Origin of the sequence: Muribacter muris, assembly GCF_001038205.1 — a bacterium.
Classification (GTDB): domain Bacteria; phylum Pseudomonadota; class Gammaproteobacteria; order Enterobacterales; family Pasteurellaceae; genus Muribacter; species Muribacter muris.
In genome coordinates, this window is sequence record NZ_JWIZ01000083.1 from 1 (window position 1) to 15820 (window position 15820).

A 15820-nucleotide genomic window follows, 5' to 3' on the forward strand; every position below is an offset into this window, starting at 1 on the left:
CAGAATTTATTCTAGTTATCTAGTACAGCCCCAAGAAATAATAAAAGTGGAACACTTTTAAAGGATCTTTGTGGTTCAATTTTGGAAGATCATTGACAGGCTAACCACACCAAACGAACACAAAATTCCGGTAAAAAAAGCGATTTTAGAGTCCTCACAAAAAAATATCTTGGTGACTGATTCCTCAAAATACGGTAAATTCGCCACCTTTTTTGTGTATCCTCTCACGGTTTTCGACCAAATATTCTGCGACAGAGGCTTACTGGAAAATGCGCAAGAGGCGATAGAAACAATGAATATCAAGCTCAATATCGTCTAAAAAACAAGCCAAGTACCGTATCATACTTGGCTTATTATTTGAGGATTAACAAAATCGCTGTCTACGCAAACACAAAATAGCGATGTTAAGAGAACACAAAAAAGCTCCCAAGCTAGGCAGGTTTATGGCATCTCACTTGCAAAAAATCCTGCCAAACCGACCGCTTGTTTTATCGATTCAACCACGCCATATAGGCTTTTGTGCCTTCGGCAACGGTTTTGAAAGGATCTTGATAGCCGGCTTCTCTGAGTTTGGTTAAATCCGCTTGGGTAAAGGTTTGGTAGCGGGATTTGAGGTGATCGGGGAACGGAATGGTTTCAATTTCACCTTTTTGATGGAAATCAATCACGGCTTCGGCTACCGCACGGAACGACTCCGCATTGCCTGTGCCGAGATTAAAAATCCCCGACACTTTATGCTGCCACGCCCAAAGGTTTACTTTCGCCACATCTTCTACATAAACGAAATCCCGCAGGAATGTTTCCGAGCCGGCAAACAATTTCGGGTTTTCGCCGTTTAAAATTTGGTTGTTCAGGTGAAACGCCACGCTCGCCATACTGCCTTTGTGCTGCTCTCTCGGCCCGTAAACGTTGAAATACTTAAAGCCACACACCGGTGAAGCCGCCTCCGGCAGCATTTTACGCACATATTCATCAAATAAAAACTTGGAGTAGCCATACACATTGAGTGGCGATTCAAATTCACGTTTCTCAATAAAGTTATCGGAGCATCCGCCGTAGGTCGCCGCCGACGAGGCATAGAAAAACGGAATATGGCGATCCAAACAGAAATGCAGTAACTCTTTAGAATACTCATAGTTATTCTGCATCATATATTTGCCGTCCCACTCCGTAGTGGCGGAACACGCCCCTTGGTGAAACACCGCATCAATGCGTCCGAAATCATCGCCGGCAATAATAGAGGCGATAAAATCCTCTTTATCACAATAATCGGCGATGTCCAAATCCACTAAATTGATAAATTTTTCGCCGTTTTTGAGGTTATCCACCACCAAAATATCTCGGTAGCCCTGTTCGTTTAACGCTTTAACAATATTGCTGCCGATAAAGCCTGCACCGCCTGTTACAATAATCATTATTTGTCTCCCCCGTTTTTATTCCGCTCAATTTGCTTTTTCAATTTCAGCATTTTCTCTTTAATCCGCTGGCGTTTAAGCTGCGAAATATGATCCACAAACAGCACACCGTTTAAGTGGTCGATTTCGTGCTGAATACAAATTGCCAACAAGCCCTCTGCCTCAAGGGTAAACGGCTCGCCTTGACGGTTCAATGCTTTCACGGTTACTTTTTCTTTGCGTGGGATTAACGCCCGAGAACCGGGGATCGACAAACAGCCCTCCTCAATGCCCGTTTCGCCGCTACATTCGATAATTTCAGGGTTAATCAACACGATTTGGTTGGTTTTATCCCCTTCAATATCCATCGTAATCACTCGCTTCAGCACATTGACTTGCGGGGCTGCCAGCCCGATTCCTTCGTGGTGATACATTGTATCAAACATATCATCAATAAATTGACGCAACGCATCGTCCACCGTCTCTACCTGCTGGCAGACCGTTGCCAAATTTTCATCGGGGTAAATTAAAACATCTAATATTGCCATTTTTGTGATCTCTGTCGAAAAATGAAAAATAAGTAGTTGGACATTCTAAACTTTTTCCTATTATTAGGGAAATATTGTTTTGATGAGAGCAAGCGGTCGGATTTGGCGGAAAATATGCAAAAATCAATGGCAGTCAGGGCGCACTGTGTGCGTTATCCAATAGGATATACGCAACCTTGATAAACAGCGTATTACAAAAAAAGCCGCCCATCTCACCGCTTGTAAGCCTATGCCGCGATATGCTTTATTGAAATTATTACAAATTCCCCAACTCGGCGCACAACGCATCGGGCTATTATTGACGGAAGTCGATTTTGCCAGCCTCTGTCAATACGATAAAACCCAACTTCGCCACATCGGTTGGAATGAAAAACAGATTCACCGCTGGTTTCAGCCGGATTTACGCCGGATCGAACCGGCACTGGAATGGGGCGAACACGAGGGCAACCACATCATCAGTTTATTTGACCCGCACTATCCGTTTTTGTTACGCCAAATCAGCACTGCACCGCCGATATTATTCGTCAAAGGCAATATCGACAGCCTATCGCTGCCGCAAATCGCCGTGGTCGGCAGCCGTGATTACTCCCCCTACGGTGAATATTGGGCAGGGCATTTCAGTGCGGAGCTGGTCAAACACGGGCTTGCCGTTACCAGTGGCTTGGCAATTGGCATTGACGGTTTTTGTCATCAGCGGGCAATCGCTGAAAAAGGGATCACACTTGCGGTACTGGGCAGCGGTTTAGATCGCCTTTACCCCAACCGCCACAAAGGGTTAGCGCAAAATATCATTGAGAGCGGCGGGGCGTTAGTATCGGAATTTCTGCCTGACCAACCGCCGATTGCCGAACATTTTCCCCGCCGCAATCGCATTATCAGCGGTTTATCCCTCGGTACGTTAGTTGTGGAGGCGACCCTCAATAGCGGCTCTCTGATAACTGCCCGCTATGCAATGGAGCAAGGGCGGGAAGTGTTTGCTCTGCCGAATGGGGTACAAAATACCGCCAGCCAAGGCTGCCACAAACTCATTAAAGAAGGGGCGTTATTAGTCGATAGCATTGAAGATATTCTTGAAGCGATCCGCTGGCAGCGCCAACCACAATCGCCCTTAGAGCAAGCGCCGTTATTCTGCACACTGCCAACGCAAGCGGTCGCTTCTCCGCCCAAGATGGCAAAAAATCTGCCGGAACTGACCGCTTGCCAACAGCAGATTGTCCAACATATTCAGCTTGAGCCGATCAACATCGACAATCTCGCCAAAGCCTGCGAAATGACGGTCGAATCGCTATTGATCGAACTGCTAAATTTAGAATTGATGGCGATTATCAAACAGGTAGAAGGTGGCCATGTACGGGCGTTTTAACGCCCAAATTAACAACCTCACACACGCATATCTACTCACCATGTAGGGTTCTCTCATCAAACGCCCATTCTTGTGCAGTTTGAAACAGAATCACACCCCACCATTCCGTTATTTCAACAATCGCTTCAGCTGATAGAGTTTATCCAACGCTTGTTTTGGGGTGAGCTCGTCAAGGTCGATAGCCCGTAAGGCGATTTCCACTTCGCTCGGTTCGACAAGCGGGTCGATTGTCGGCGTTTCTTGCAAATCGGCGTGAAACAGTAAATCGCCCTGCACATTGCAGTTTAACTCGGCGGTTTGCTGGGAAAGTTGCTCCAACTGTGCCAATTTTTGTTTGGCGAGCTGAATGACCGCTTTAGGCACACCGGCAAGGGCTGCCACCGCCAAGCCGTAACTTTTGCTTGCTGCTCCCTCTTGCACTTGGTGCATAAAGGCGATCGTGTCGTGATGTTCAAGGGCATCTAAATGAACGTTCGCCACGCCTTTGAGCTGATTCGGCAAGGCGGTCAATTCAAAATAGTGGGTCGCAAACAGGGTGAGCGATTGGGATTTTCTCGCCAGCCATTCGGCACACGCCCACGCCAGCGATAAGCCGTCATAGGTGGACGTGCCACGCCCGATTTCATCCACCAGCACCAAGCTGTTTTCAGTCGATTGATGCAAAATGTTCGCCATTTCCGTCATTTCCACCATAAAGGTTGAACGCCCCGACGCCAGATCGTCCGATGCGCCGATACGGGTGAAAATGCGATCAATCTGCCCGATTTCTGCACTGTCCGCCGGCACAAAGCTTCCGATATACGCCATTAGCGTAATGAGGGCAATTTGGCGCATATAGGTGCTTTTCCCGCCCATATTCGGGCCGGTTACAATCAACAGATGGCGCTGCCCGTTTAAATAGACCGGATTAGCGATAAACGGCGTTTTCAACACCTGCTCGACCACCGGATGCCGCCCGCCTTTGATTTTAATGCCCCGTTCGGCACTGAAAGTCGGCATCACATAATTTAAACTCTCCGCCCGCTCGGCAAGGTTGGTCAGTACGTCCAGTTCCGCTAATACCAAACTCGCCAGTTGCAACGCCGCCAGTTGCGGCATCAGCAGATCAAATAATGCTTCGTAGAGCTGTTTTTCCAACGCCAGCGATGCCCCTTTCGCCTTTAATACTTTATCTTCGTAAGTTTTCAGTTCGGGGATAATGTAACGCTCAGCATTCTTGAGGGTTTGACGGCGAACGTAGTGCATCGGCGCTCGGTGCGCTTGCGCTTGGCTGATCTGAATATAGTAGCCGTGCACCGCATTAAAGCCGATTTTCAAGGTATCAATGCCCGTTTTCGCCCGCTCTTTAGCTTCCAGATCTTCCAAAAATTTGGTCGCACCGTCTGCCAACTGCCGCCACTCGTCCAGTTCGGCATTATATCCCTCGGCAATCACGCCGCCATCACGGATCAACTGCGGGGGATTTTCAATAATCGCCCGTTCCAATAATGCCTGTAATTCGCCGAAATCGGCTAATTGGCTCAACATTTTGTCTAAACAAGGGGTCAGTTGGCAGGCATTTTCGACAATCAGCGGAATTTGCGCCAAGGCGGTACGCAAGCGGGTGAGATCTCGTGGACGCGCGGTTCGCAATGCCACCCGAGCCAAGATCCGCTCCATATCTCCGACTTGCTGCAACAAGGGTTGAAGCGGATCGATCCGTTCATTTTTTTGCAATGCGAGAATGGTCTGTTGGCGATCGGTGAGCTTCGCCACATCACGAATCGGTTGATGAATCCAGCGTTTCAGCAAGCGGCTGCCCATTGGCGTAACACATTTATCCAATACAGCAGCGAGGGTATTTTCCGTGCCGCCGCTAAGATTGGTGGTTAATTCTAAATTGCGGCGTGTGGCAGCGTCCAACAAAATGGTATCAGTGCGTTGGGCTAAATGAATAGCGTTAATATGGGGCAATGCGGTGCGTTGGGTTTCTTGGGCATAGTGCAACAGGCAACCGGCGGCACACAGGGCAACTACCGCTTTTTCCACCCCAAATCCGCTCAAATTTTGCGTGCCAAATTGGCGGTTGAGCAACTGAATGGCAGTAACTAATTCAAACTCCCAAATCTGACGGCGGCGTAATCCTTTATAACGCTCAAGTAAATCCTGATAGACAAACCCTTCGGGGTACAGAATTTCCGCCGGCTGCGTGCGTTGCAACTCTGCTGCCAGCGCCTCTTGGCTCGGTAGTTCAGCAATTAAAAAACGGCCGGACGTCATATCCAAGGTGGCGAGGGCAAACACGTTTTTTTCCACATAGACTGCGGCGACTAAGTTATCCTGCCGTTCGGGTAGTAGCGCTTCATCGCTGACTGTCCCCGGTGTTACAATTCGCACCACTTTACGTTCCACCGGTCCTTTCGAGCTTGCCGGATCGCCGATTTGTTCACAAATTGCCACCGATTCGCCCAATGCGACCAATTTTGCCAGATAGCCTTCTACCGCGTGATACGGCACGCCCGCCATCGGAATCGGTTCGCCGGCGGAATGCCCCCGTTTGGTGAGCGAAATATCCAACAATGCCGCCGCTTTTTTAGCGTCATCATAAAATAATTCGTAGAAATCACCCATTCGGTAAAACAGCAAAATATCCGGATTTTCCGCTTTCAACTGTAAATATTGGGTCATCATTGGCGTGTGCGTGTGTGCTTTGTCTGTTGAAGTCATTCTTGGATCTTATAGGTTAATTTTGTGTGCGTTTATCGCCCTATTTTATGGGGATAGCCGTAAAAAAGCCACCTTTCGCCTTTATTGATAAGTATTTTTTCGTGAAATAAATTAAATTAACATAAGGTTTAATATCTTTACATTGTTTGGAAAATAAGCTATCAATACAAGCGGTCGGCAAAGACCGATTTTATGCAAAATCATTTTACAGGAGATGTATTTATGCACACAGCACAGCACAGCACAGCACAGCACAGCACAGCACAGCACAGCACAGCACAGCACAGCACAGCATTTCGGCGAAAATAAAACGGCTTGTCAAGCCTTTACTTTCCGCAACACTTTTCGTCACGCTGGGGCAATCTGCCTTTGCCGCCTCACCACCCAAAGAGACAGTGCTCGCCGATAAACAGGAAATCGCCATTCACATCACTGCCGAAGCCGCCACACTCGACCCGCAAAAAATGGAAGGCTCGGACGAAAGTTTACTCGCTCGCCAGCTCTTTGAAGGCTTGGTCAATACCGATGAGGAAGATCGGATTATTCCCGGTGTCGCCGAGCGGTGGGAATATTTAGACAATGCCCAGAAAGTCCGTTTTTACTTACGCCACAATGCGAAATGGTCGAACGGCGATCCGGTAACTGCTCACGATTTTGTCTATGCTTGGCAACGTTTGGTTGATCCGAAAACCGCTTCGCCCTATGCCTCTTATTTGCTCTTTATGAAAATGGCAAATGTGCAAGCCATTATTGACGGTAAACAAGCGCCGGACACACTCGGCATTAAAGCCCTTGATGATTACACGTTAGAACTGACCCTTTCCGCGCCCGTGCCTTATGCGGTGGATTTAACCCAGCACGCTTCGCTCTATCCCGTTCATAAAGCCACTGTGGAAAAATACGGCGATGAATGGACTCGCCCGCAAAATTTGGTCGGTAACGGGGCTTATCAAATCGATGAGCGGGTGTTAAATGAAAAAATCGTCCTAAAACGCAACCCAAATTACTGGGATAACGAAAAAACGGTGATTGATAAAGCAACCTTTTATGTCCTGACCGAAACAGCAGGAATTGCCCGCTATCGCACCGGCGCATTGGATATTTCGTATATCCCCGGCAGCCTCTACCGTGATGCCAAATTCCAAAAAGACTATGGTTCACAAATTCATAGAAATCGTAAATTGGGTACATTTACCTATGAAATGAACCTCGCAACGCCGCCTTTTGACGATATTCGGGTACGCAAAGCGTTAAATTTAGCGGTTGAGCGAGATATTATTACCTACAAGGTATTGAATTTCGGGCAAACGCCGGCATTCACCTTTACCCCGCCGTACATTAAAGGCGGTGAGCGGATTCAACTGCCGGAATATGCCAGTTGGACGCAAGCCCAACGCAATGATGCGGCTAAGAAATTACTCGCCGAAGCCGGTTATAGCAAAGCCAATCCGCTAAAAACCGAGTTGCTTTACAACACAAACGAGGGCTTGAAAGAAATTGCGATTGCGGTAACTTCAATGTGGAAAAAGAATTTAGACGGAATGGCGGATATTAAATTAAAAAATATGGAGTGGAAAACCTTTCTGGATACCAAAAATCAGAAAAATTATACCCTCGCGTTCTCTGCTTGGATCGCCGATTATAACGAGGCCACAACCTTTTTGACCTACTACCTCTCCAATAGCGCTCAAAATTATATCGGCTTTAACAGCCCAAGGTTCGATCAGCTTATCCACGATTCCTATTATGCCAAAAATGATGACGAACGGGCAGAAATCTACGCTCAAGCGGAAGCCGAGCTAGACAGCCATTACCCGTTTGTTGCCATTTATCACTATGCCGGTCAAATCATTAAAAACCCGAAATTAAAAGGTTATGAGGGCAAAAGCCCGCAAGGTGTTTATTTTCTAAAAGATCTCTATTTGGAAAAATAACCCGCTCAGGTGCGGTTCAAATGACCGCGCCTATCATTCCGATATAAGAAAAAATAGCGTATGCCGGGCAAAATTTGGTTATGATTGCCGTTGCAAACAATGAACCCTATCCGACCGCTTGTATAGCGGTCGGTACTGATATTTTGGATATGAACAATGAAAACCGTATTTTCCCTCAGCCTACTCTTTATCGCAGGCGTTGCGAACGCCGCTATTCACCTCGCCCCACAGCCACTTAAAGCTGTGGGACATATCAGCCAAATGGACGTTGCCGAAAACGGCGAGCTGATCGTCATCAATCAACAAGGCGAACTGTGGCAATTAAAAGACGGGCAAACCCAACGATTAGCCGAGAATGTCTCGCCGAAGATCGCGCCGCAAGCAGATTATGGTCGCATTGCCCTTGCCGATGCCAACGGGCATTTTTTGCTGTGGACGAAAGATAAACGCTATACGTCCACGATTCCAATGGCAGAAAACGCCACAATGCACGCCCTTGCTTTCGCTACTATCGGCGTCGTCAAACAGCAGGGCGGCTATAAACTCGCCCGCATCGAAACCGAAGGTGAGCACGCTAAAATCACGGCGCTTTCCCGCCAATATATCTTGCCCGATGCCCGCCCGTATCAAATTGATTTCAACAGTGAAAATGCTAAACAAGGGCATATTGCGGTATTAGCCGAACCCGATCGGGAGACCTATCAACACGCCGTGTTGGGTGATGACGTGGAAGCCGCCAGCCTAGTCTATTTAGAACGCCATAACTTTGAACCCTTAGCCGAACCGTTGAATATCAAAGGGTTAGTATTTGAAGCCAACCAGCTCACTCACATTTCGCACAACGGAAACAGTCAGTTGGTTGCCGTAATGTCCGGCAAGGGTGAAGGGGCAAGAACCGTATTGGTCGGGTTAGAACAGGGCAAATTAACGCTCAACGCCGAAAGCGAACCGCTGCCGTCAAACCGCTGGCAATCGCCGTTTGTGTTTAACCACACCCTCTATGCCGTGCAAATGCCCCATTTAGTCGGCAAATTAGTTGAATACACTCAAAAGGGTAAACAACTGCGTCCCCGTTTCATTGAAAGCGGAATGAGTAATCACCACTACGGCGATCACGAAACCAACCTCACCGCCGCCACGGAGAGTTTCGTTGTCGTCCCCCAATACGGCTACACCCAAATCAGCATCATCGATAAACAGGGCAATCTACAAAAACTCCCCACCCAATTACCCGCCCCGATTATCAAAACCCAAGCCGATGCCAACCAAGCCTATCTGCTACTCGAAAACGGGGAGATTTGGACAGTAAAATCAGACTAAAAGACTGACAAGCGGTTGGTTTTAAGGGATTTTTTAATAAACCACCACTTGTACTGATTACCAAAAACAAAAAAGCCTAGCGTTTGCTAGGCTTTTCCAGTTATAAATATTGATTAAGCAATAACCGCTTTCTCAACAACACGAACTAAAGTCCAAGATTTTGTTTTAGAGAGTGGACGACACTCTTTAATTTCAACAACATCACCTAACTTAGCTTCGTTATTTTCATCATGTACGTGAAGTTTTGTTGTGCGACGGATAAACTTACCATAGATTGGGTGTTTAACCGTGCGTTCGATAGCAACAACGAAAGACTTTTCCATTTTGTCGCTAACAACTTTACCTTGTACTGTACGAATTTTATCAGTCATTACTCACCCGCCTTTTCGGTTAATACAGTTTTTACTCGTGCAATATTGCGACGCACTTGTTTTAACTGATGGGTTTGTTGAAGCTGACCGGTGGCTGCTTGCATACGCAATTTGAATTGTTCACCTAGAAGGTTCACTAACTCAGCATTCAGCTCTTCAACATTTTTTGTACGTAGTTCTTGAGCTTTCATTACATCACCGTCTTAGTTACAAATGTGGTTTTAAACGGAAGTTTTGCCGCCGCTAACGCAAATGCGTGGCGTGCAATTTCTTCAGAAACACCATCCATTTCATAGAGAACTTTACCCGGTTGGATTAAGGCTACCCAGTATTCAACGTTACCTTTACCTTTACCCATACGGACTTCTAATGGTTTTTCAGTAATTGGTTTATCTGGGAATACACGAATCCAGATTTTACCTTGACGTTTTACCGCGCGTGTCATCGCACGACGAGCCGCTTCGATTTGACGAGCAGTTAAACGACCACGACCAATTGCTTTTAAACCGAAAGTACCGAAGCTCACTTCAGTACCGCCCGCAATACCACGGTTACGACCTTTGTGGACTTTGCGGAATTTTGTACGTTTTGGTTGTAACATTCAGTGATTCTCCTTATTTACGACCACGACGAGCAGGCTTTTTAGGCTGTGCCGCTGGTTCTTTCTCAGATGCAATCACTGCAGCCATACCACCAAGAATTTCACCTTTGAAGATCCACACTTTAATACCGATTACACCGTATGTTGTGTGTGCTTCTGCAGTGTTATAATCGATGTCAGCACGAAGTGTATGTAGAGGTACACGACCTTCACGATACCACTCTGAACGTGCGATTTCTGCACCACCTAAACGACCGCTAACTTCAACTTTGATACCTTTAGCACCTAAACGCATTGCGTTTTGCACCGCACGTTTCATTGCACGACGGAACATTACACGGCGTTCAAGTTGAGAAGCGATGCTATCTGCAACTAATTTTGCATCTAGCTCTGGTTTTTTCACTTCAGCAATGTTGATTTGAGCAGGCACGCCGGCAATTTTTGATACGGCGTTTCTTAATTTTTCAACATCTTCGCCTTTTTTACCGATAACGATACCCGGGCGTGCTGTGTGAATAGTTACACGGATACTTTTTGCCGGACGCTCAATAGTGATGCGTGAAACAGAAGCATTCGCTAACTCTTTGTTTAAAAATTGACGTACTTTGAAATCGCCTTCCAAGTTATCAGCGAAATCTTGTGTATTCGCAAACCAAGTAGAGCTCCAAGGCTTAACAATACCTAGGCGAATACCATGTGGATGTACTTTTTGACCCATTGCTATTCTCCTACTGATTAACGATCTGACACAACCACGGTGATGTGGCTGGTACGTTTTAAGATACGATCTGCACGACCTTTAGCACGTGGCATTACACGTTTCATGCTTGGACCTTCATCAACGAAAATCTTCGCAACTTTAAGATCATCGACATCTGCACCGTCATTATGCTCTGCATTTGCAATAGCTGACTCTAATACTTTTTTCACTAAAGCGGCTGCTTTTTTGTTAGTAAAAGTTAAGATTTCTAATGCGTTAGCAACTTTTTTACCGCGAATTAAATCAGCAACTAAGCGAGCTTTTTGGGCAGAAGTACGAGCGTAACGATGTTTTGCAATAGTTTCCATCTTTTACCTCTTATTTCTTAGCTTTCTTATCTGCGGCATGACCGCGGTATGTACGAGTCGGTGCAAATTCACCTAATTTATGCCCGATCATTTCATCAGAAACATAAACAGGAACATGCTGACGACCATTATGGACTGCGATGGTCAATCCGATCATTGAAGGAATGATCATTGAACGACGGGACCAGGTTTTAATTGGTTTTTTATCCCCGCTTTCCACCGCCTTCTCTACCTTCTTCAACAAGTGTAGGTCAAGGAAAGGACCTTTCTTGAGAGAACGTGGCATGGCTTATCCTCTTAATTGATTAAAAAATTATTTACCACGACGACGTACGATGAATTTATCAGTACGTTTGTTATGGCGAGTTTTCTTACCTTTGGTTTGAACGCCCCAAGGTGTAACCGGGTGTTTACCGAAGTTACGACCTTCACCACCACCGTGCGGGTGGTCAACCGGGTTCATTGCAGTACCACGAACAGTCGGACGAATACCTCTCCAACGGTTTGCACCTGCTTTACCAAGTACGCGAAGCATATGCTCTGAGTTACCCACTTCACCAATAGTTGCAGTACACTCAGCTAATACTTTACGCATTTCGCCTGAACGAAGACGTAAAGTTACATAGTTACCTTCACGGGCAATGATTTGTACATAACTTCCCGCAGAACGTGCGATTTGACCGCCTTTGCCCGGTTTTAACTCAACGTTATGCACCGTGCTACCCACTGGGATATTACGCATAGGTAATGCGTTACCGACTTTAATTGGCGCTGATGCACCCGCTTGGATCTGATCACCTGCAGATAAACCTTTAGGTGCTAAGATATAACGGCGCTCACCGTCTTTATAAAGAACTAATGCAATATTAGCAGAACGGTTTGGATCGTATTCTAAACGCTCAACAACAGCTGGAATATCCAATTTGTTACGTTTAAAGTCAATTAAACGGTAATGTTGTTTATGACCACCACCGATATGACGAGTGGTAATACGACCGAAATTGTTACGACCACCTGTTTTAGATTTTGTATCTAAAAGTGCTGCAAAAGGTTTACCTTTATGAAGCTCAGGGTTAACAATTTTTACTACATGACGACGACCAGCGGAGGTCGGCTTACATTTAACGATAGCCATAGTCTTCTAATCCTCCGAAATTACTCTGCCGCACCTTCAACGAAGTCAAGTGATTGACCTTCTTGAAGAGTTACATAAGCTTTTTTCCAGTCACTGCGACGACCTGATTTTGCACCGTGACGTTTAGTTTTACCTTTAACAACCACTGTACGAACAGAATCTACTTTAACTTCGAAAAGTTGCTCAACCGCATTCGCAATTTCAACTTTATTTGCATCTAATGCTACTTTAAATACGATTGTATTTGCTTTTTCTGCGTTATTTGTCGCTTTCTCAGAGATATGAGGTGCTTTAAGCACTTTTAGCAAACGTTCTTGTTGAATCATGCTAACATCTCCTCAATTTGTTTCACTGCATCGACAGTCATAACTACTTTATCAAAAGCAATTAAGCTAACCGGATCAATACCTTGCACATCACGCACATCTACTTTATAGAGGTTGCGTGCGGCTAAGAATAGGTTTTCTTCTAAACTTGCAGTGATGATAAGAGCGTCAGTTAACGCCATATCTTTTAATTTTTGTACTAAAACTTTCGTTTTTGGTGCATCAATCTCGAATTTCTCAACAACGATCAAACGCTCTTGACGAACTAATTCGGAAAGAATGCTTTTAATTGCACCACGGTACATTTTCTTGTTCACTTTTTGGCTGTGATCTTGTGGTTTTGCCGCGAAAGTCACACCACCAGAACGCCAAATTGGTGATTTGATATCACCTGAACGAGCACGACCTGTACCTTTTTGACGCCAAGGTTTTTTACCTGAACCAGACACTTCAGCACGAGTTTTTTGAGCACGGCTTCCTTGACGAGCACCTGCTGCATAAGCAACAACTACTTGATGAATCAATGCTTCATTGAACTCACGTCCGAAGGTAGTTTCAGAAACAGTTAGTGCGTTAGCACCTACAACTTGTAATTCCATCTCTATCTCCTAGACTTATGCTTTAACTGCCGGTTTAACGATAACGTTACTATTAGTTGCACCCGGAACAGAGCCTTTCACTAATAATAATTTACGTTCAGCATCAACACGAACCACTTCCAGTGATTGAACGGTAACACGTTCAGCACCTAAATGCCCCGCCATTTTTTTGCCTTTAAACACACGACCTGGAGTTTGGTTTTGACCAATAGAACCAAGCACACGGTGTGATAAAGAGTTACCGTGAGTAGCATCTTGAGTACGGAAGTTCCAACGTTTCACACCACCTTGGAAACCTTTACCTTTAGACGTACCAGTAACATCAACTTTTTTAACATCTGCGAAGATGTCTACGTTAATTTCTTGACCTAAAGTGAATTCTTCACCTTCAGTACGAAATTCCCATAAACCGCGACCCGCTTCAACACCTGCTTTAACGAAATGACCTGCTTCAGGCTTAGTTACACGACTTGCTTTTTTCGTGCCAGTAGTAACTTGAATTGCAGTATAGCCATCGTTTTCAAGAGTTTTAACTTGAGTAACACGGTTGGCTTCGATTTCGATAACGGTAACCGGTACTGACACACCGTCTTCATTGAAGATACGGGTCATACCAATTTTACGACCGACTAAACCAATCATTGTAATAACCTCTTAATTAACCTAGGCTGATCTGCACGTCAACGCCGGCAGCCAAATCTAAACGCATAAGTGCATCAACAGTTTTTTCTGTTGGCTCAACAATATCGACCAAACGTTTATGCGTACGAATTTCATATTGATCACGTGCGTCTTTATTTATGTGTGGAGAAATCAACACGGTAAAACGCTCTTTACGAGTCGGTAAAGGAATCGGACCACGAACTTGCGCGCCAGTACGTTTAGCTGTTTCTACGATCTCCGCAGTAGATTGATCAATTAAACGATGATCAAATGCTTTTAAACGGATACGGATTCTTTGGTTCTGCATCAGAACAGAGCTCCATTAAAATTTAGCTAATAAAAAACCGAACCACCACTTAAGCCAAATTAACTAAGGGGGCGCAGTCATACCTTGTTATAGTTTCCCAATCGGAAACATTTTAAGTACTGCCCTATTGGCAGCACCACTCAGTAAATGATTACACTGAGCGACTTTAACCTACAAAATCTGTAAATTAATAAAGCGATAGGATTATACAAAATAATCGCATACATTGCAAGCAATTTTTAACTTTATCCCCCCACATTCTCCTAAAATTTAGCAATTTCTCTATCAAATTATCTGTTCAACAACCTCTTTTTTATATTTTTACGACAAACATCACAAAAATAATACTATTTTGTCATTGAAATTTAACATTTATTAGGTAAGGTGTTGATCCCAAAAAAACAAAAAATCCTTTAGATACAATCGCTCAGGGTAAGGAGATTTGTATGACATCGGCAGACCAAGAGGCACAAAAATTTAAACAACTACTCTCAACTATCCTTGGAGAGATCAACATAAAATCCTACTTTTCCTACTATGGATTTCGTAAACATAAATTGCTCTTTGCCTTATATAAAGACGGGAATTTCTACCTTCATATCCCCGATGAAATCATCGATCAGCTACTTCCCTACGATGGTGTTGTACAACTTGAGGATAAAAAATCAGGCATACACTCGCAAAATTATTACCAATTACCTCACACATTGATAGAAAATAATGCGCTTTTTTCATACTGGGTAAATAGTTGTTTCACTGTACTCCAAAAAAAGCATAACATCATTACAAAAAAACCACGTCTGATACGCTATATGCCGAATATGAATGCTCACACTGAAAAAACCTTAAAAAAGCTCAACATCCACTCAGTCGATGATTTAATTGCTAAAGGTGAAATCAATACCTTTATCGCCTTGCTGGAAAAAGGATTTGATGTAGATGAATCAATGCTATTCAAACTCCATTGTGCCATTCAACATAAACTGATCTATACACTAACCCCCAAAGAAAAAATCGCTTTGCTCACCGAAGCAAACAAAGCCTTATATGAAGCGGGCTTAAGGAAACGTTTCAAGATATATTAAAGCTATAATAAGTTTAGTTATATTATTCAAAATAAGATAGAGAATATAAACTAAATATTGAAAATAGTTAAATAAAATAAGGAGTTATAGCAAACACATATACTATCTAAATAGAGGAACTCAAAATGAAAAGGTTAATACTGATTTTATTATTAGCGCCGTCATATCTTCTAGCAAATGACGGTAAAGGTGGCGATGGTGGAAATGCCCCATACGGTACACCTGGAGAAGGAGGCAAAGGTGGTTATTCTCATTCAACCCAAACCTTTGCTCCTTCAGGTAAGAATGGTACAAATAGTATACAAGAAGGGGCTGTACTAGATAACTAGAATAAATTCTGCTTTACTAATTGTTTTAAAATGGAAAATTGAACTTTTATTTCACTGTGGTTAAAACGCCA

General features: G+C 44.6%; 19 protein-coding genes and 2 pseudogenes. 6 read left to right on the forward strand and 15 right to left on the reverse strand.

The window, feature by feature from the left end; genetic code table 11:
• Positions 1-100 precede the first annotated feature (100 nt).
• Positions 101-319 (forward strand): annotated as a pseudogene (locus RO21_RS10635) (DeoR/GlpR family DNA-binding transcription regulator); the annotation flags it as partial.
• A gap of 169 nt (positions 320-488) precedes the next feature.
• Here RO21_RS10635 and rfaD read toward each other — a convergent pair.
• Together rfaD and def are read right to left on the reverse strand one after the other, a co-directional pair.
• Complete coding sequence (gene rfaD, locus RO21_RS10640; protein WP_047977764.1) at positions 489-1415, reverse strand: ADP-glyceromanno-heptose 6-epimerase; 927 nt, start codon at positions 1413-1415, stop codon at positions 489-491.
• Positions 1415-1942: a peptide deformylase gene (def, locus tag RO21_RS10645; protein ID WP_047977765.1), complete on the reverse strand. Its 528-nt coding sequence runs from the start codon at positions 1940-1942 to the stop codon at positions 1415-1417. The genes rfaD and def overlap by 1 nt, the downstream gene beginning before the upstream one ends.
• A 229-nt stretch (positions 1943-2171) precedes the next feature.
• Between def and dprA the strand changes: the two genes are divergently transcribed.
• Positions 2172-3305: a DNA-processing protein DprA gene (gene dprA, locus RO21_RS10650; RefSeq protein WP_047977766.1), complete on the forward strand. Its 1134-nt coding sequence runs from the start codon at positions 2172-2174 to the stop codon at positions 3303-3305.
• A gap of 108 nt (positions 3306-3413) precedes the next feature.
• Here dprA and mutS read toward each other — a convergent pair whose 3' ends face one another.
• The gene (mutS, locus tag RO21_RS10655; RefSeq protein WP_047977767.1) at positions 3414-6011 is read right to left on the reverse strand and encodes a DNA mismatch repair protein MutS; all 2598 of its coding nucleotides are present in this window, start codon (positions 6009-6011) and stop codon (positions 3414-3416) included.
• A gap of 146 nt (positions 6012-6157) precedes the next feature.
• Between mutS and RO21_RS10660 the strand changes: the two genes are divergently transcribed.
• Together RO21_RS10660 and RO21_RS10665 are read left to right on the forward strand one after the other, a co-directional pair.
• Entirely contained in the window at positions 6158-7945 is a 1788-nt protein-coding gene (locus tag RO21_RS10660) for an ABC transporter substrate-binding protein (RefSeq protein WP_338151729.1), read from the forward strand.
• A gap of 156 nt (positions 7946-8101) precedes the next feature.
• A complete protein-coding gene (locus tag RO21_RS10665; RefSeq protein WP_047977768.1) occupies positions 8102-9265 on the forward strand; it encodes a hypothetical protein in 1164 nt (387 codons plus the stop codon).
• A 113-nt stretch (positions 9266-9378) separates the two neighbouring features.
• On the opposite strand, the gene rpsQ is transcribed toward RO21_RS10665, so the two are convergent.
• The 11 genes from rpsQ to rpsJ are packed head-to-tail and all read right to left on the reverse strand — an operon-like array spanning position 9379 to position 14335.
• Entirely contained in the window at positions 9379-9636 is a 258-nt protein-coding gene (gene rpsQ / locus RO21_RS10670) for a 30S ribosomal protein S17 (protein WP_047977769.1), read from the reverse strand.
• Positions 9636-9827 carry a 50S ribosomal protein L29 gene (rpmC, locus tag RO21_RS10675; protein WP_047977770.1) on the reverse strand — a complete coding sequence of 64 codons (192 nt, stop codon included), beginning with the start codon at positions 9825-9827 and terminating at the stop codon, positions 9636-9638. Before rpmC ends, rpsQ begins: the two co-directional genes overlap by 1 nt.
• Positions 9827-10237 (reverse strand): 50S ribosomal protein L16, encoded by a 411-nt coding sequence (gene rplP / locus RO21_RS10680; protein WP_005625160.1) that lies wholly within the window; start codon positions 10235-10237, stop codon positions 9827-9829. Before rplP ends, rpmC begins: the two co-directional genes overlap by 1 nt.
• Positions 10238-10250: 13 nt before the next feature.
• A complete protein-coding gene (rpsC, locus tag RO21_RS10685; RefSeq protein WP_047977771.1) occupies positions 10251-10955 on the reverse strand; it encodes a 30S ribosomal protein S3 in 705 nt (234 codons plus the stop codon).
• Positions 10956-10972: 17 nt separating this feature from the next.
• The gene (rplV, locus tag RO21_RS10690) at positions 10973-11305 is read right to left on the reverse strand and encodes a 50S ribosomal protein L22 (protein ID WP_047977772.1); all 333 of its coding nucleotides are present in this window, start codon (positions 11303-11305) and stop codon (positions 10973-10975) included.
• Positions 11306-11315: 10 nt separating this feature from the next.
• On the reverse strand, positions 11316-11591 hold the full coding sequence (gene rpsS / locus RO21_RS10695; protein ID WP_005539416.1) for a 30S ribosomal protein S19: 276 nt from the start codon (positions 11589-11591) through the stop codon (positions 11316-11318).
• A gap of 27 nt (positions 11592-11618) precedes the next feature.
• Positions 11619-12440: a 50S ribosomal protein L2 gene (rplB, locus tag RO21_RS10700; RefSeq protein ID WP_047977773.1), complete on the reverse strand. Its 822-nt coding sequence runs from the start codon at positions 12438-12440 to the stop codon at positions 11619-11621.
• Between the two features lie 20 nt (positions 12441-12460).
• Positions 12461-12766 (reverse strand): 50S ribosomal protein L23, encoded by a 306-nt coding sequence (gene rplW / locus RO21_RS10705; RefSeq protein ID WP_047977774.1) that lies wholly within the window; start codon positions 12764-12766, stop codon positions 12461-12463.
• Positions 12763-13365 carry a 50S ribosomal protein L4 gene (gene rplD, locus RO21_RS10710; protein WP_047977775.1) on the reverse strand — a complete coding sequence of 201 codons (603 nt, stop codon included), beginning with the start codon at positions 13363-13365 and terminating at the stop codon, positions 12763-12765. The genes rplW and rplD overlap by 4 nt, the downstream gene beginning before the upstream one ends.
• A 15-nt stretch (positions 13366-13380) precedes the next feature.
• Complete coding sequence (gene rplC, locus RO21_RS10715; protein WP_047977776.1) at positions 13381-14007, reverse strand: 50S ribosomal protein L3; 627 nt, start codon at positions 14005-14007, stop codon at positions 13381-13383.
• Positions 14008-14023: 16 nt separating this feature from the next.
• Complete coding sequence (gene rpsJ, locus RO21_RS10720; protein ID WP_035524682.1) at positions 14024-14335, reverse strand: 30S ribosomal protein S10; 312 nt, start codon at positions 14333-14335, stop codon at positions 14024-14026.
• A 446-nt stretch (positions 14336-14781) separates the two neighbouring features.
• On the opposite strand from rpsJ, the gene RO21_RS10725 reads away from it, so the two are divergent.
• Both RO21_RS10725 and RO21_RS10730 read left to right on the forward strand, forming a co-directional pair.
• The gene (locus tag RO21_RS10725; protein WP_047977777.1) at positions 14782-15420 is read left to right on the forward strand and encodes a TfoX/Sxy family protein; all 639 of its coding nucleotides are present in this window, start codon (positions 14782-14784) and stop codon (positions 15418-15420) included.
• A 125-nt stretch (positions 15421-15545) separates the two neighbouring features.
• Positions 15546-15749: a hypothetical protein gene (locus RO21_RS10730; RefSeq protein WP_047977778.1), complete on the forward strand. Its 204-nt coding sequence runs from the start codon at positions 15546-15548 to the stop codon at positions 15747-15749.
• On the opposite strand, the pseudogene RO21_RS12995 reads toward RO21_RS10730, so the two are convergent.
• Positions 15746-15820: pseudogene (locus tag RO21_RS12995) on the reverse strand (IS1595 family transposase); the annotation flags it as partial. The gene RO21_RS10730 and the pseudogene RO21_RS12995 overlap by 4 nt on opposite strands.